We start from the raw sequence: 16,156 nt of genomic DNA, 5'->3' as shown, positions 1-16,156 counted from the left end.
GGTGGAACCTCAGTCCTTGGCCCGCGTGGCCGCCGACCCCAAGACTCGCATCATCGTCTCCGACATCGAAAAGCACTTCAACATCCGCCACACCCACTCCTTGAAGGAGTACGTGGTCTCGAAGGTCTTGAACCGGCGTGAGGCCTCGGTGGACCACTTCACCGCGCTCAGCGGCGTTGACCTGCATGTCAGCGACGGCGAGGCCGTCGCCCTCCTGGGCCTCAATGGTTCAGGCAAGTCCACGTTGTTGAAATTGATTGCCGGAGTGATGAGCCCCGACCAGGGCAGCATCGGAGTCCGGGGCCGGATCGCTGGCTTGATCGAGGTCGGTGCAGGATTCCACCCCGACCTGACCGGCGCCGAAAACATCTACCTCAATGGCGCCATTCTCGGCATGACCGAGGAACAGATTCGCGAGCGATTCGACGATATCGTCGCCTTCAGCGAGATCGGCGAGTTCATTCAGACCGAGGTGAAGTTCTATTCCTCCGGAATGTTCTTGCGCCTGGCCTTCGCCGTGGCCATCCACACCGACCCTGACATCTTCCTCATCGACGAGATTTTGGCGGTGGGCGATGAACCCTTCCAGAAGAAGTGCCTCCAGCGAATCCGCGAGCTGAAGGCGTCGGGCAAGGCTTTGGTCATCGTCACCCACGATCTCGATATGGTGGAGCAGTTGTGCGATCGAGGCGTCCTCCTTCGCCGCGGAGAGGTCGTACACGACGGTGCCATTCACGAGGCGGTGGCTCGATTGAGAGAGGGACGATGACAGGTTCAACCGGAGTAATCCAGGAGGCCGCCGCAGGCCGGGACGTAACGGTGTCGTTGACGCCCGAGGGTGAGCAGATCTGGGCCCGGCTCGGGGACGCATGGTTCGCGGCACTTATTCGCGCCGCCCACCTCGCGCACCCCCTGCGACGCGTTGACCTCCTCCTCATCCCCGCCAGGGGCGAACCTATGTCGCCTCCCACCGAGGTACTCCCCGGCGTTCCTGGCAACTCCTTCACGCAATTGGGTGCTCTGGGCGTTATCAGCCTCTCCGGTGACGAACAGCAGCCGAGCGTGGGCCGACGAGCGCAGGTTCCCGACGTCGCGCTTTTCGACGGCGAATCCTCCTTCGCGTTTGTCGATGGCCGCCACGGCCTACGGCGTCGCATCGGCCAGGTTTATGGCGAGGTGTACCGCCGCGCGCCGCTGGCCTTGGATCTGTTCAAGCAGGTCCGCAACGCACGCCGCCCGTGGCTCAAAGGCACTCACACTCGCGGGGCGCAGGCGCTGCACCCCTACCTCGCGACGCACCGACCGTCCCCCCACCAGGGTCGAACGGGCGCGTGGTTCGCGTTGCACTGGCTCGAAAGCGGTGGCGCAGAATCGTGGGCGTTCGAGTCCGCTCAGGTCGCGGCCGACCTCGGCTATGAGGTCGTGATCACGGTGGATCGTTGTGCCCCCCAGCGTCAGTTGGAGCGGGCCCTCGCGATCACCCCTCACGTCTATCTGGCAGGCAACGTGCTCCCCTGGCAAGACTGGAGCGAGTTCGGGGTTCGCCTGGTCGAAGAGCACAACATCCGCTTGCTACACATTCACCACTCGGCGTCGGCCTACCAACTCCTCCCCCTCTTGCGGCACACCGCTCCGCATCTGGTGGTCTGGGACAGCACGCATCTGCCCGAGCACCGCACGGGTGGCTTCGTGCGCCAGTCGCTGGAGCACAGCAACCTCATCGATCAGCATCACGTGATCAGTCCCGGGCTGCGAGACGTCTACCTTCTCGACGCGCAGATCCCGGCCGAGCGCGTCGCCTACCGTCCGCTCATCGGCCTCGATGGGCAAGATCCTGGCGCCCAGACGGGCACACCCCGGCAGCCGGACGAACCCCTCCGCCTCGGGTTCCTGGGACGCCTGGCACCCCAAAAGCGTCCGTTCCTGTTCGTTGACCTGGTTCGGCGCCTCCACCAGGCGGATCCGTCGGCCTTCCGGTTCATCATGCAGGGGTCCGGCCCCCTGGACGACTTCGTGGCTCAAAACATCGCTCGGGCACACCTGCAGTCGGTGATCGAGCGGCGCGATTGGGGCCCCGTGGACGCCTTCCTGGCGGACGTGGACGTCCTCGTCGTCTGCTCCGACAACGAGGGGTTGACGCTGACGGCCCTCGAAGCGGCCCAGCATGGCGTCTTGGTGTTGTCCGCTGACGTTGGATCGCAGGTCACGGTGGTGGCTCCCGACCTGGTGATGCCAGCGTCCCCCGTGGCCTTCCTGCGTCAGTCGTCCGCTGTCTTGCAGCGACTCGCCCACGATCAGGGCCTGGTTGACCGTCTGCTCGATGAGCAGCGTCACCTGCACGACGATCTGCGCGCTCATGAGCCCGCAACCACGTTCATCCGCCGCCGCTACGCAGAGATCCTGAAGGAGACAGCATGAAGGTGTCCGCCGTCGTCGTGACGTACAACCGTCGCGAACTGCTGGAGAAGACACTCGCCGGGCTCGAGGCTCAGGAGCGCCCTCTCGACCACATCGTCATCATCGACAACGCCTCGACCGATGACACCGCGGACTATCTCGCCGCGCGGCCGTTCACGGTGCCGCACACGGTGAAGCGGCTCGCCGAGAACACCGGTGGCGCGGGCGGGTTTGCCGCGGGGATCGATCTGGCCTATGGCTTGGGCTTTGATGCGTTCTGGGTCATGGATGACGACTCGGTGTGCCGACCGAGCGCGCTGGCTCCGCTCCTGCGCGATCTGGAGGACGCCGAGGAGCGACTGGGGTTCCTGCCCTCCTTCGCTTGCTCGCTGGTCGTCTTCCAAAAGGACGGCTCCGTCTGCGAGATGAACGTTCCGGAGACGACGTGGGATTGGGCTCGTCCGCTGGCTCTGGGCGCCACCTATCCCCTCGTCAAGAGCGCGTCGTTCGTCTCCTGCTTAGTGACACGCGAGGGTGTCCATGCGGTGGGCCTGCCGTCGGCGAATTTCTTCATCTGGTACGACGACGCCGAGTACACCCAGCGCCTCTCGAAGTTCCGCCCCGGCATCTTCGTCGCCGACTCGGTCGTGGACCACTACATCCCTCAGAACCGCGGCGTGAACTGGGGCGACGTGAACAGTTCCAACATCTGGAAGTTCGAGCATGGCGCCCGGAACCAGATCGCCTCGGCTGTCGCCTTCCGCTCCCCCACGTTGGCCGCGAGCCTTCTGGAGAACATGCTCAAGCAATGGCGCGGATCCGGCGTCCCTGTGCGGCTACGCCTTCGCCTTTTGAAGTCTGCGGCACGAGGGCTCACATTCAAGGTGGAGCGCAACAAGCCTCGTTCGGTTCGCTGACATACAGCAACGGCCGCCCCGAGGGGCGGCCGTTGCTGTGTCATCACACGCCTTAGGCGTCGACGCCCCCGCTTTCCAGCGGTGCGCCCTCAGCGAAGTGCGGCTTGATCTTGTTGTCGAACATGGACAGGGCCGACCCGATCGCCATGTGCATGTCCAGGTACTTGTACGTGCCCAGGCGCCCACCGAACAGCACCTTCGGCTCAGCCTTGGCCTGATCGCGGTACTTCAGGAGCCCGCTGCGATCGGCGTCGGTGTTGATCGGGTAGTAGGGCTCATCGTCGCGCCCCGCGAACCGGCTGTACTCCCGCATGATGATCGTCGCGTCCTTGGTGTAGTCGCGTTCGGGGTGGAAGTGCCGGAACTCGTGGATTCGCGTGTAGGGGACGTCCGCGTCGGGATAGTTCATGACCGACGTGCCCTGGAAGTCCTCGATGGGAAGAACTTCCTCCTCCAGATCGATCGTGCGCCAGCCCAGTTCGCCTTCGGAGTAGTCGAAGTAGCGGTCGACCGGACCGGTGTAGACGACCGGAACGTTGCCGCGCACCGTGTCGCGGTTGATCTCCTGGGAGGTGTCGAAGTAGTCGGTCCCCAACCGCACATCGATGAGCGGATGGTCGGCCATGCGCTCCAGCCACGCGGTGTAGCCCTGCGTGGGCAGCCCCTCGTGGGTGTCGTTGAAGTACCTGTTGTCGTAGGTGTAGCGCACCGGCAGTCGGCTGATGATCGATGCCTCGAGTTGCTCGGGGTCGGTCTGCCACTGCTTCGCGGTGTAGTGCTTGATGAAGGCTTCGTACAGCGGGCGGCCGATCAGGCTGATGCCCTTCTCCACGAAGTTCTCCGGGGTCTTGTCCCCCAGTTCGGCGGCCTGTTCCGCGATGAGGGCCCGCGCTTCGGCCGGCGAGTACGCCGCCCGGAAGAACTGGTTGATCGTGCCCAGGTTCACCGGCATCGGGTACACCTCTCCCGCATGCGAGGTGTAGACCTTGTGCACGTAGTTGGTGAACGTGGTGAACCGGTTCACGTATTCCCACACGCGCTCGTTGCTGGTGTGGAACAGGTGGGCCCCGTACCGATGCACTTCGATGCCCGTGGCGGGATCGTTCTCGGAGTACGCGTTGCCGCCGATGTGGTTGCGCCGATCGATCAGCGCGACCCGGAGGCCGAGGTCATTGGCTGCACGTTCGGCGATCGTCAGGCCGAAAAGCCCGGACCCGACGACGATGAGGTCTGCTGACACCTTGTCCTGCCCCTTTACGTGGACCGCGAACGGACCCGATATCCATTCGCTGTGGCCCGGCCCACTCTAGCGGGGCCCCGCCTATCCTGGCTCCCATGCGGATCGCCCTCTCTCTTGGCTCCGGCGGAGCCCGTGGCTATGCCCACATCGGTGTCATCCAGGAATTGCATGCCCGTGGCCATGAGGTGGTCGCGATCGCGGGTACGTCCATGGGTGCCCTCGTCGGAGGCTTGGAGGCTGCTGGACGGCTTTCCGACTACGCCGATTGGGTCAGTGGCCTGACTCAGCGCGATGTCTTGATGCTGCTGGACCCTACCCTCACCGGCCCTGGGGTGTTTTGGGGGCAGCGCGTCATGACGCGGGTCGCCGACATCCTTGACGGCGCCCAGATCGAGAATCTCCCCGTCGCCTTCACCGCCGTGGCGACCGACCTCACCAACAGGCGTGAAGTGTGGTTCCAGCGAGGCTCCGTTGCCACGGCGATTCGCGCCTCCATCGGCATCCCGAGCGTCTTCACCCCCGTGATGGTCGATGGGCGCCTGCTGGCTGACGGCGGACTCCTCAACCCTGTCCCCGTCGATCCGCTGCACGGGGTCCCCGCAGATCGCACCATCGCCGTGAGCCTGGCCGGACGCCGCGCTGGCAGCCTAACGGGGCGGCCAGTCACCGAAACGGCCTCCAATGAGGGGTTCATGGGCGAACTCTCGGGCTGGTTCCGTCGCGGGGTACTCGACAGCGGACCTGTCCGCACCTGGCGCGAGTGGCGGACCGAGCGCTTCTTCCCCGCCGAGTCCTCGCGCGCACTAGAGCCGAGCCTCAGCGATGCGCCTGCCTCCGAACGCACCCCCGACTTCGATTTTGACGACCTTCCCAAGGGGTTGAAGCTCGGCGATGTGGTGTCGTTGTCGTTGGAGACGGCCGAAGCGCTCATCACCCGGTTCCGGCTGGCCGCGAGCCCGCCCGACACCCTCATTGAGTTCAGCCAGGAGATGGCTTCGACCTTCGACTTCCATCGCGCCGCCGAACTAATCGCGATCGGCCAAGAGACCACAGCGCACGTGCTGGACGAGGCAGGTCTGTGATCCCACCGCAACACAGCTCCGACCGGCGGCCTCAGGGCCAGTAGAGTCGGACGCCGTGACCACTTCGTCCCACTGGGTCCTGACCCTGGATTGCCCTGATCGCCCCGGCATCGTCCATGCCGTCACCGGCGCGGTCGCCGCAGCGCAGGGCAACATCACCGAGTTGCAGCAGTTCTCCTCGATCGACACGGGACGCTTCTTCATGCGCGTCCAGGTTCAGACCGGGTTCGAGCGCTCCTCCTTTGAGGAGTCGCTGGCTCCGCTGGCCGCCTACCTGCAGGCCACGTGGACGCTCGACGAAGTCGGACGCCGTCGCCGGACGCTGATCCTGGCCAGCAAGGCCGCCCACTGCGTCAACGATCTGCTGTTTCGGCAGCGTTCTGGCCTGCTGCCCTTGGAAGTGGTCGGGGTCATGGCCAATCACCCGGATTTGCGCCCCCTGGCCACCTTCTACGGTGTGGACTTCCGCGACTTCGTCGTGCTTCCGGAGACGAAGGCGGCCTTCGAGGCCGACGTTCTGCGCCGGGTGGAAGAGGACGACGTCGAGTTGGTCGTCCTGGCTCGCTACATGCAGATCTTGTCGCCGGAGTTGTGTCGCGCCCTGGCCGGTCGTGCCATCAACATCCATCACTCGTTCCTGCCCGGCTTCAAGGGGGCAAACCCCTATCGGCAGGCACACGAGCGGGGGGTGAAGCTCATCGGCGCCACCGCCCACTTCGTCACGCCTGACCTGGACGAGGGGCCGATCATCGAGCAGAACGTCACGCGGGTGGATCACACGCTCGATGTTCACCAACTCGTCGCCCGCGGGCAGGAGCAGGAAACACGGACGCTGGCCGAAGCGGTCCGGCTGTACGCCGAACGGCGGGTCTTCCTGGACGGCCCACGCACCGTGATCTTCGCCTGACCTATACCCCCTTTTGAGATGTCCTGACCAAAAAGAATCTCGACGTCGAGCAAACAACACGATTCGGCAACGATCCCGCCGCAGGGGTCGCGCCGGGGTGAGGCGCACCCATTAGTGTCTGCGCTGCCAGCTCGCTGGCATCCACATGACCAATGGAGGTTTCATGTCGACTCCCTCGCATCACACGCCCTCGGATCCGCCGGAGCTCCCGGCGACCGGTTCTGCATCCGCGCAGATACCCCCCGAGGCCTTTGTCGAGATGGCGGAAACGGCCCAGTTCAAGGAACTGCAACGCCGCTTCCGCACGTTCGCTTTCCCCATGACCGCTGCTTTTCTCATCTGGTACTTCGCTTACGTCCTCATGTCGGTCTACGCCCGGGACTTCATGTCCACGCCGCTGCCTGGCATGCAGTACTTCAACCTGGGGCACGGCTTGGGCCTGCTGCAGTTCGTCACCACCTTCGCGATCACCTGGCTGTACCTGCGCCAAGCACGGAGACGCCTCGACCCGATCGCTCAACAGATCCGCGAGCAGTTGGAAGGAGGGGCGCGATGATGCTCCTGGAAGCCCTCGGCAACCCCATCCTCAACATCGTCATCTTCGGGCTGTTCGTCATCGGCACCCTGACGGTGGTCATCAAGGTGACCTCCAACCAGAACAAGGCGGCGTCCTCCTTCTACACCGGCGGGGCGCAGTTCTCCGGCACGCAAAACGGTTTCGCCATCGCCGGGGACTACCTCTCGGCGGCCTCGTTCCTCGGCATTGCGGGCGCCATCGCCTTCAACGGCTACGACGGCTTGCTGTACTCGATCGGGTTCCTGGTCGCCTGGCTTGTCGCGCTGCTGCTGGTAGCCGAGCCGCTGCGCAACACCGGCCGCTACACCATGGCGGACGTGCTGAGCTTCCGCATGCGGCAAAAGCCCGTTCGGCTGGCTGCGGCCCTCTCCACGCTGGCCGTGTCGTTCTTCTACCTGCTGGCCCAGATGGCTGGCGCCGGTGGACTGGTGTCGCTCCTGCTGGGACTCAACGGCGAGTTCGCGCAGAACGCCGTCATCATCATCGTCGGCGTCTTGATGATCGTCTACGTGCTGATCGGTGGCATGAAGGGGACCACCTGGGTCCAGATGATCAAGGCGGTGCTCCTCATCGCCGGTGCAGGCATCATGACCGTCTGGGTGCTGGCCACCTTCGGCTTCAACTTCGATGCGCTCATGGGCAAGGCGGTGGAGGCAAACAACCATCCCCAGATGCTGGCCCCCGGTGACAAGTACAAGGATCCCGTCGGGTTCATCTCGCTCTCGATCGCCCTGGTGCTGGGGACCGCGGGCTTGCCTCACGTCTTGATGCGGTTCTACACCGTGCCGACAGCCAAGGCGGCTCGTACGTCGGTGACGTGGGCTATCGGTTTGATCGGCGCCTTCTACCTGTTCACCCTCGTGTTGGGGTATGGCGCTGCGGCCCTCGTCCCGGGTGGCCAAGAGGCCATCAGCGGCATGCCGGGCAAGGCGAACGCCGCGGCTCCCGCCCTGGCCTTCTTCCTGCCAGGCGGTGGCACGCCGGGAACGGTCTTCCTCGCCGTCATCGCCGGCGTCGCCTTCGCCACGATTCTGGCCGTCGTCGCGGGCTTGACCATCACCGCGTCGGCTTCCTTCGCGCACGACATCTACAACAACGTGATGAAGGATGGGAAGGCCGACCCCGCCCGCGAGATCGTCGTCGCCCGCAACACGGTGCTCGTCATCGGGGCGCTGGCGATCTTTGGTGGGATCTTCGCCAAGAGCATGAACATCGCCTTCCTCGTGGCCTTGGCGTTTGCGGTCGCGGCGTCGGCAAACCTGCCCTCGATCCTGTTCTCCTTGTACTGGAAGCGGTTCAACACTCGCGGTTCCTTGTGGTCGATCTACACGGGGCTGATCAGCGCCCTGGTGCTGATCACCTTCTCCCCGGCGGTGTCCACACCGCTGGGTGCCGCGAAGCCGCTCGCTAGCGCGATGTTCCCCCAGGCGAGCTTCGCCTGGTTCCCCTACGACAACCCGGCCTTATTCTCCGTGCCTCTCGGCTTCCTCGCCGGATGGCTGGGCACCGTGTTGTCCAAGGAGAAGTCCGATCCGGTCAAGACGGCTGAAATGGAGGTTCGCTCCATGACGGGAGCCGGTGCAGCCGGGGCTCTCAACCACTGACCGCACCTGCGTGCCGGGGTGAGGCGGGTGCGACGCTGCGAACCGCCCTCACCCCGGCACTGCTGTGTGCGGACTAGCGTGGAGACACCGCGGCGCACATTCGCTGCCGCGACACCTGTGAAGGAGATAGAACGCATGCTGCTTGCTTTCTCAGTTGCCCCATCCGGCACCGGTCGCGCGGACGGTTCGGTCCACGACGCCGTCGCCGCTGCGGTGAAGGTCGTCCGCGACTCCGGCTTGCCGAACCGAACCTCCTCCATGTTCACCGAGGTGGAGGGCTCATGGGATGAGGTCTTCGACGTGGTCAGGCGGGCCACAGAAGCTGTCCTCCCCTTCGGGTCCCGCGTCTCGCTCGTCATCAAGGCTGACATCCGGCCCGGGTACGAGGGCGAGATCGACGCCAAGCTGGTGCGACTCGAGCGCGCCCTCGACGCGACAGACAGCTAAGGTACCCCACCTGGGTGACCGGCGAATCCCCTAGCCGTCAGCGTTGCTAGCATGCGGCCGGGGGCGCGACCGCGCGCCACCGGCTCCGGTCGGTTCAGTTTCCAGAGACCACGTTGTGTCGGTGGCGACTGGGGTCGACCACACGAGCAGAACCGATGCCATCGGCTCGCCCGACATCTTCAACGACCGCCGCGAAGCCACGCTCTCCTGGCAGAAGACCGACGCGACCGACGGCACCCCTCTGGCGGGAAGCGTCTGGGCGCTTCAAGGCGACGGCTTGACCCGCGAGGTGATCGATAACGGTACCTACGACCTCGATCCGGCCGTCGGCAAGTTCCGCGTGAACATCGGCGTGAAGTGGGGCGAGTACAAGCTGTGGGAGCACACCGCCCCGGCGGGATACCAACTGCCCAACCCCACTCCGGTTCGCACGCTCACGTTCGACGGCGAGCACCTCGAGCAGGACTTGGGAGCGATCGGGAACACGCGTGCGCCGGGCACGTTGTCGTGGCAGAAGACGGACGCCACCTCCGGTGATCGCCTCGCCGGATCCACGTGGACGCTGGAGGGGCCCCACGGCTACTCGGTCACTGTCAGCGACAACCTGGGCATCGACGCCAACGCGGCCGATGGAGGGTTCGCGATCAAGAATGTGGCCTGGGGCACGTACACGCTGACCGAGAAGGAGGCCCCCGCGGGGTTCGTCCGCGACACGACCCCCCGCACGGTCGTGATCGATGCCACGCATCTGGCTGGTGACTTCGGTGCCGTGGAGAACTCCCGGACACCCGACGAGCCGGGTGGGACCCTTCCCTTCACAGGGCCGACGGCTTTGTGGACGTATGCCACGATCGGGGCACTGAACGTGGGTGCGGGCGTTTTGCTGATGGTCAGGCGTCGACGCAGCGAGAGCTGATCGACTCGGTCGAGCATCACGCGGCTCCTCCGTCATGCGCCATCCCGCCGGGATGAGCCCCTGACGGAGGAGTTCCGCTTTCCGGACGCTCCCCCGATCCCGGGGCCAACGCAAGGAGATCCGTGACGCGATCGCTTACCTTCGTCCCATCGCCAACCCGTCCGACGGGACGCAGCGACTCGGGGCGAGTGGTGTCGATGGCGATCTCGACCGTCGCCTAGGTGTACTGATCGGGAACGTTGATCAATCGTGAGAAGGGCGGCTGGTTGCCGCAGGCCGTGTGGGGACGATGCTGGTTGTATTGGTGGAGCCAGGCTTCGAGAGAGTCGCGGCGTTCCTGCTCGCTGATGTAGCAGCGGGCGTAGGCCCACCCGTCGGCCATGGTGCGGTGGAACCTCTCGACCTTCCCGTTGGTCTGCGGCCGGTACGGACGAGTCCGCTTCGGGGTGATCGACAGTGCTTCGCAGGTGTCGCGCCAGAGGTGCGATCGGTACGCACCACCGTTGTCTGAAAGCACTCGCTCGATCGCGACGCCGCGGTCGGCGAACCAATCAACGGCCCGACGCAGGACAGCGACAGCGGTGAAGGCGGTCTCGTCGTCGTGGACCTCGGTGTAGGCGACTCTGGAATGGTCATCGATGACGGCATGCACGAATGCATATCCGAGCTTCGGATTGCCATAGACGTTGCGTGACTTGTCCTGCGTCGCGGCGCGGTTCTTCTCGCCTTGGTGGCGACCAACGTAACGCCAGCCGCCACCGTCGGGGATGTTGCCGAGCTTCTTCACGTCTACGTGCACCATTGATCCCGGATGATCGTGCTCGTAGCGGCGGACGGGCTCACCTGTTTCGCGGTCGACATGAGAGAGTCGGTTCAAGCGGGCTGATCGCAAGATTCGATGAACCGTCGACGGCGCGATGTTGAGTCTCGCAGCGAGCTGGACCGGACCTTCCCGCAGACGCATTCGTAGGCTGACGCACCTCTTAGTCACGGTCTTGGACGTCTTGCCAGGAGACCTCCGTGGCCGCGAGGAGCGATCCTGCATCGATTCGCCGGCGAGGTATCGATCGACCCAGCGCTTAACTGTCGGCCAGGACACTTGAAAGCGGGCCGCCACTTCACTGATCCGCCACCCCTGGTCGACAACCAGCCGGGCAACTATCAGTCTGTGGCGCGGGGTGAGAGCCGCATTCGCATGGCTTCATTGAGACACACCTCCAGGCGGGGGCTCGACGTCGCCGCTGGCCTCCCTTGCTGTGGTCCGCAAATCAGTGTCGCTCGCGAACAGGGGCCTGCAGGGTGACGTGTCCCGTCACGCTGTTGACCTGCCGATAGATGCCGAAACTGGTCAGGTGTCGCTTCTCTAGCTCGGCATCGATCAGGACCCAGGCATCCCCGATGCTCTCTGGCGGTCCATCGAAGGTGACCGTTACGCCTTCCGAGGCCTCCGGCACGACGATCCTGCTGACCGCCTCAGATTCGGGGCGCGTCGTAATCCCGGCTGAGACGGTGATCTGGTCGTCGTCCGTACCGTCATACAGAAGCACGATCTCTTCATCGGTGTGAGGGAGGTCCCGGTGCAACTGTTTGACGGCGTGACCGATCTCGGTCTCGTCAAGGACGGTGGTGCTCAGCCCCCAAATATTGAGGCTGGGCAGTGCGGTGATGGACAGATTCATGATGATCTCCATGGACTTGCTCTGGATGATGTCCAGCCGGTGCTGAACGTGGACCAGACGTGTTGAAGCCTCGGTGATCTGCCGCTGCAGGGCGTCTACCTGGTGAGTGAGAAGCACTTCCAGAGTGGACTGCTCAAGATGCGGATCGAGCAGCTGCCCGATCTCGGCCAAGCCGAACCCCAGCGCGCGCAGTTCCGCAATGGCACGCACGCGCCCAAGCTGGCTGTCCTGGTAGCGCCGATAGCCGGTTACAGGGTCGGTAGTAGCTGGGGTCAGCAACCCCTCGCCTTCCCAGTGCCGCAGCATGCGCCGCGAGACACCAGTGCTATGCGCGATCTCTCCGATACTCAACATGTCGACCCCCACCAGACCGCATCACACAGTGTCAAGGTCAACGCTCCCAGAGAGAGTCGCTCTACCAACGTCTCCGGTCAGTACACCTAGGCGGGCACCTCGACGATCCCACCCTCGCGACGCAACGCCTCGCTGATCTGGAATGCCAAGGCCGTATCGCGATGCGTGATGCCGCCCGCATCGGGGCTCGTCAGGGCCACCATGACGCGCGTTGCGCGTACATCGACGTCGATCGGATGCTCCAGGGCGACGGACAACTCCCCCACGAGTGCCACGAAGCGCCACGCTGCCGAGGCGTCGCGCCAACGCGTCGTCATCCGCAGCGCTCCCCCGAGCACACGCCATTCGGGTGCCGCAGCGCTCGCCTCGTCGGGATCCAGCACGAAACTCCCGGCCTCGCCCCGCGGCGCATGGGCGTGCGGCCCGTCATCCAGTTCCGTGCCCGGATCCCACGACACGAACTGCCAGCCGTGATCGGGATCGCCGTCGACTTCGATCACGGCGGTATTGCCCAGATGCCAGGTCGCGATGTCGCGGGGGGCGATGCCCTGGACGCGTGCCCCGATCCACATGCGCAGCGCGGCCCCATGGCTCACCAAGGCCGCTGATGCGGAACCGTCACGTGCGATCGCGACAATGGCCGCGTCGAAGCGGGACAGGAACTCCTCACCCGACTCTCCGCCCGGCCGCGAAGCCGTCAGATCGCCCATCGCCCACTGTGACAGCATCGCGATGTAGGCGTCCCATCGGGGCCACAGTTCTTGATCCCCGGCGGCGATCTCCCCGAGCCCAGGCAGGACGGTGGGCGTCAGCCCTCGCTCGGCGGCCAGCGGTGCGGCCGTCTGCTGGGCCCGGACCCGATCGGAGGTGTAGAGGGCCTCGATCGGCACTCCGGCGAACCGCTCGACCAGGGTTTGCGCCTGCTCGCGCCCAGAAGGATCAAGATCGGCGCCAGGACTGGCCGTATCCAAAAGCCGATCGACGTTGGCGGGGGTCTGTCCGTGTCTCACCAAGAACAAGCGCATGCCCCTCAGCCTAGGCGCCGCGGCAGGGGTACACCGGCGTCGCGGCCCACCTGTGACCGTGGTCCCCAGTCCATGCGAGGCCCCCTCCTGGAGACTGCTTCGGTGCTAGGTTCAAGACGTGCGGGCAGGCTGCCCGCTGCCGTCTTCACAGTGGAGGAAATATGACCCAAGCACCCGTCAAGGTCGCTGTTACCGGCGCAGCCGGGCAGATCGGCTACAGCCTGCTGTTCCGCATCGCCAGCGGCGAACTCCTCGGGCCCGATCAGCCCATCGAGCTTCGCCTGCTCGAGATCACGCCGGCCCTGAAGGCGCTGGAGGGCGTCGTCATGGAACTCGACGACTGCGCCTTCCCGCTCCTGAGCAAGGTCGAGATCGGCGACGACGCGACCAAGGTGTTCGACGGTGTGAACCTGGCCATGCTGGTGGGCGCGCGTCCGCGTACCGCAGGCATGGAGCGCGGTGATCTGCTCTCGGCCAACGGTGCGATCTTCACCGCCCAGGGCAAGGCCCTCAACGCGGTCGCCGCCGATGACATCAAGGTGCTGGTGACCGGCAACCCCGCCAACACGAACGCACTGATCGCGCAGAGCAATGCCCCCGACATCCCCGCCGAGCGCTTCAACGCGCTGACCCGACTGGACCACAACCGCGCCATCTCGCAGGTGGCGAACAAGCTGGGCGTCCCGGTGACCGAGGTCAAGAAGCTGACGATCTGGGGCAACCACTCCGCCACCCAGTACCCCGACCTGTTCAACGCCGAAGTGAACGGCAAGAACGCGGCAGCGGCCGTCAACGATGAAGCCTGGATCGAGAACGACTTCATCCCGACGGTCGCCAAGCGCGGTGCGGCCATCATCGCGGCGCGCGGCTCCTCCTCGGCCGCGTCGGCGGCCAACGCCACGATCGAGCACATGCACGATTGGGCTCTGGGCACGCCGGAGGGCGACTGGGTCTCGATGGCGGTTCCGTCGGATGGCTCCTACGGAGTTCCCGAGGGCGTCATCTCCTCGTTCCCCTGCACCGTGTCCGCCGAGGGCGTGTACTCCATCGTCCAGGGCCTGTCGATCAACGACTTCTCCCGCGCCAAGATCGACGCCTCGGTCGCCGAACTGGTCGATGAGAAGAAGGCCGTGACGGAACTCGGCCTCATCTGACCCACCCTTGCTTGTGAGGCTGGCCCTCGCGATCGCCCCAGATCGCGAGGGCCAGCCTCGTTTCGTCACACACTGGGACACTACCTACGCATCCGTAGCCAAGGGGCGTAGGGTAACTCCCATGACGCACCCCGGCCGCCAGGCGACCCCCACGACGCACGCGGTGCGGGCCGCTCGAGACTTCCTGCTGGCACATCCTCACGACTATGACGCCGCCGTCGCCGGGTTCCGCTGGCCCCACCCGGAGAGCTTCAACTTCGCCTTGGAGTGGTTCGATGTCGTCGCGGCCGAGCACCCCGACCGTCCCGCGGTCACCATTGCCGAACCCGGCCATGAGGCCGCCTCCTGGACGTACGGCGAACTGTCACAGCGCTCCGATCAGGTCGCGTCGTGGCTGCGCGACCTCGGCGTTCGCCCAGGCGACCTGATGGTCGTCATGCTGAACAACACCATCGATCTGTGGGAGATCCTGCTGGGTCTGTTGAAGGTCGGTGCTGTGGCGATCCCCACCTCCACGCTGCTGAGCGAGACCGACCTGGCTTGGCGGATCGACACCGTTTCCGCGGGCTGGGCCATCGCGCCGACCGCCCTCGCCGAGCGATTCGCCCTGGTGCGCCCGGAGACCACCGTGATCGGGGTGGGGCATGACGTGCCCGCCGGCTGGATCGGTTGGTCGGAGCGCCATGCCGCCTCCGCCACGTTCGAGCCGGACGCGGCGACCCCCGCCGAGGCGACCTCGCTGCTGTACTTCACCTCCGGGACCACCGCTCACCCCAAGCTCGTTCGTCATACGCAGGTGAGCTACCCGATCGGGCATCTCTCCACGATGTACTGGTTAGGCGTGCGCCCTGGTGATGTCCACCTGAACATCTCCTCGCCCGGCTGGGGCAAGCACGCGTGGAGCAACTTCTTCGCGCCCTTCCTCGCCGAGGCGACCGTCTTCATCGTCAACTACGAGCGCTTCGATGCCCGGGCCCTGCTGGACATCATGGAGCACCACAAGGTGTCCAGCTTCTGCGCACCGCCCACCGTGTGGCGCATGCTGATTCAGGCCGACCTCACCCAGTTGACCACTCCACCCCGCGAGGTCGTCGGGGCCGGAGAGGCCCTCAATCCCGAGGTGATCAACAAGGTCAGGGCCGCCTGGAACAACACGATCCGCGATGGTTTCGGCCAAACGGAGATGACCTGTTGCGTGGGGAACTCCCCCGGCCAGCCGGTCCGGCTGGGCGCTATGGGGCGTCCCATGCCCGGCTATGCGGTGGCGTTGCTGGATCCCGTTTCCGGGAGCCTGATCGAGGGTCCCGGCGAGGGAGAGATCTGCCTGGACCTATCGGCCGATAACGCGGGCTTGATGGGCGGTTACTACGACGCGCCCGCGTTGACCGAGCATGCTTGCCGGGGCGGCTACTACCACACCGGCGACATTGCCTCCCGCGACGAGGAGGGCTACCTCACCTACGTGGGCCGCGCCGACGACGTGTTCAAGGCGTCCGACTACAAGATCTCCCCGTTCGAACTCGAAAGCGCTTTGATGCTGCACGATGCCGTCGCCGAATGCGCGGTCGTGCCCTCCCCCGATCCCGTCCGAGGCGCCGTACCGAAGGCCTACGTCGTGCTCCGGGCCGGTGTCGACCCGAGCCCCGAGGTTGCCCGCTCCGTGTTCGCGCACTGCCGAGAGCACCTCAACGGCTACCAACTGGTGCGCATCGTGGAGTTCACCGAGGAATTACCCAAGACGGTGAGCAGCAAGATCCGGCGGGTCGAACTGCGCGCCGACGAGGCCGAGCGGGTCGCCACAGGGAACACGCAAGGGCAGTACTTCTACCGCGACTTCCGCTGAGGTCAGTGCCGTCG

Annotated in this window: 15 protein-coding genes; 11 read left to right on the top strand and 4 right to left on the bottom strand. The window is 65.3% G+C overall.

Translation table 11 applies throughout. The annotated features are described in order from the left end of the window. Window position 1: 1 nt before the first annotated feature. From C1706_RS08580 to C1706_RS08570, 3 genes are read left to right on the top strand one after another with little or no spacing between them, the layout of a single operon-like run. Window positions 2-769, top strand: coding sequence for an ABC transporter ATP-binding protein (locus tag C1706_RS08580; RefSeq protein WP_241653498.1), 768 nt, complete (start codon window positions 2-4; stop codon window positions 767-769). Then, entirely contained in the window at window positions 766-2,418 is a 1,653-nt protein-coding gene (locus C1706_RS08575; protein WP_129458830.1) for a glycosyltransferase, read from the top strand. The genes C1706_RS08580 and C1706_RS08575 overlap by 4 nt, the downstream gene beginning before the upstream one ends. Beyond that, a complete protein-coding gene (locus C1706_RS08570; RefSeq protein WP_129458829.1) occupies window positions 2,415-3,314 on the top strand; it encodes a glycosyltransferase in 900 nt (299 codons plus the stop codon). The genes C1706_RS08575 and C1706_RS08570 overlap by 4 nt, the downstream gene beginning before the upstream one ends. Before the next feature lie 52 nt (window positions 3,315-3,366). Here C1706_RS08570 and glf read toward each other — a convergent pair whose 3' ends face one another. Beyond that, window positions 3,367-4,554: a UDP-galactopyranose mutase gene (gene glf / locus C1706_RS08565; RefSeq protein ID WP_129458828.1), complete on the bottom strand. Its 1,188-nt coding sequence runs from the start codon at window positions 4,552-4,554 to the stop codon at window positions 3,367-3,369. Between the two features lie 95 nt (window positions 4,555-4,649). Here glf and C1706_RS08560 point away from each other — a divergent pair, with 95 nt between their 5' ends. From C1706_RS08560 to C1706_RS08535, 6 genes are all read left to right on the top strand, one after another. Then, window positions 4,650-5,636 carry a patatin-like phospholipase family protein gene (locus C1706_RS08560; protein ID WP_129458827.1) on the top strand — a complete coding sequence of 329 codons (987 nt, stop codon included), beginning with the start codon at window positions 4,650-4,652 and terminating at the stop codon, window positions 5,634-5,636. Between the two features lie 55 nt (window positions 5,637-5,691). Beyond that, complete coding sequence (purU, locus tag C1706_RS08555; protein ID WP_129458826.1) at window positions 5,692-6,543, top strand: formyltetrahydrofolate deformylase; 852 nt, start codon at window positions 5,692-5,694, stop codon at window positions 6,541-6,543. A 163-nt stretch (window positions 6,544-6,706) separates the two neighbouring features. Then, the gene (locus C1706_RS08550; protein ID WP_129458825.1) at window positions 6,707-7,099 is read left to right on the top strand and encodes a DUF485 domain-containing protein; all 393 of its coding nucleotides are present in this window, start codon (window positions 6,707-6,709) and stop codon (window positions 7,097-7,099) included. Beyond that, window positions 7,096-8,724, top strand: coding sequence for a monocarboxylic acid transporter (locus C1706_RS08545; protein WP_129458824.1), 1,629 nt, complete (start codon window positions 7,096-7,098; stop codon window positions 8,722-8,724). Before C1706_RS08550 ends, C1706_RS08545 begins: the two co-directional genes overlap by 4 nt. Before the next feature lie 135 nt (window positions 8,725-8,859). Then, window positions 8,860-9,171 (top strand): thiamine-binding protein, encoded by a 312-nt coding sequence (locus C1706_RS08540; RefSeq protein ID WP_129458823.1) that lies wholly within the window; start codon window positions 8,860-8,862, stop codon window positions 9,169-9,171. Window positions 9,172-9,292: 121 nt separating this feature from the next. Then, on the top strand, window positions 9,293-10,087 hold the full coding sequence (locus C1706_RS08535; protein ID WP_129458822.1) for an MSCRAMM family protein: 795 nt from the start codon (window positions 9,293-9,295) through the stop codon (window positions 10,085-10,087). A 217-nt stretch (window positions 10,088-10,304) separates the two neighbouring features. On the opposite strand, the gene C1706_RS08530 is transcribed toward C1706_RS08535, so the two are convergent. The 3 genes from C1706_RS08530 to C1706_RS14000 all read right to left on the bottom strand — a co-directional run bounded on the left by C1706_RS08530 (window position 10,305) and on the right by C1706_RS14000 (window position 13,145). Continuing rightward, entirely contained in the window at window positions 10,305-11,252 is a 948-nt protein-coding gene (locus C1706_RS08530) for an IS481 family transposase (protein WP_164987501.1), read from the bottom strand. Window positions 11,253-11,355: 103 nt separating this feature from the next. Beyond that, window positions 11,356-12,120: a MerR family transcriptional regulator gene (locus C1706_RS08525; RefSeq protein ID WP_164987493.1), complete on the bottom strand. Its 765-nt coding sequence runs from the start codon at window positions 12,118-12,120 to the stop codon at window positions 11,356-11,358. 86 nt (window positions 12,121-12,206) lie between these two features. Then, window positions 12,207-13,145 carry a histidine phosphatase family protein gene (locus tag C1706_RS14000; protein ID WP_164987492.1) on the bottom strand — a complete coding sequence of 313 codons (939 nt, stop codon included), beginning with the start codon at window positions 13,143-13,145 and terminating at the stop codon, window positions 12,207-12,209. Between the two features lie 161 nt (window positions 13,146-13,306). Between C1706_RS14000 and C1706_RS08515 the strand changes: the two genes are divergently transcribed. Both C1706_RS08515 and C1706_RS08510 read left to right on the top strand, forming a co-directional pair. Continuing rightward, window positions 13,307-14,299, top strand: a complete 993-nt coding sequence (locus C1706_RS08515) for a malate dehydrogenase (RefSeq protein WP_129458820.1) — start codon at window positions 13,307-13,309, stop codon at window positions 14,297-14,299. Between the two features lie 121 nt (window positions 14,300-14,420). Then, on the top strand, window positions 14,421-16,142 hold the full coding sequence (locus C1706_RS08510; protein WP_129458819.1) for an AMP-binding protein: 1,722 nt from the start codon (window positions 14,421-14,423) through the stop codon (window positions 16,140-16,142). Window positions 16,143-16,156: the final 14 nt, after the last annotated feature.

Source organism: Propioniciclava flava, from assembly GCF_004126535.1.
In the GTDB taxonomy this organism is placed as follows: Bacteria; Actinomycetota; Actinomycetes; order Propionibacteriales; family Propionibacteriaceae; genus Propioniciclava; species Propioniciclava flava.
This window is presented reverse-complemented; position numbering and strand designations above follow the sequence as displayed.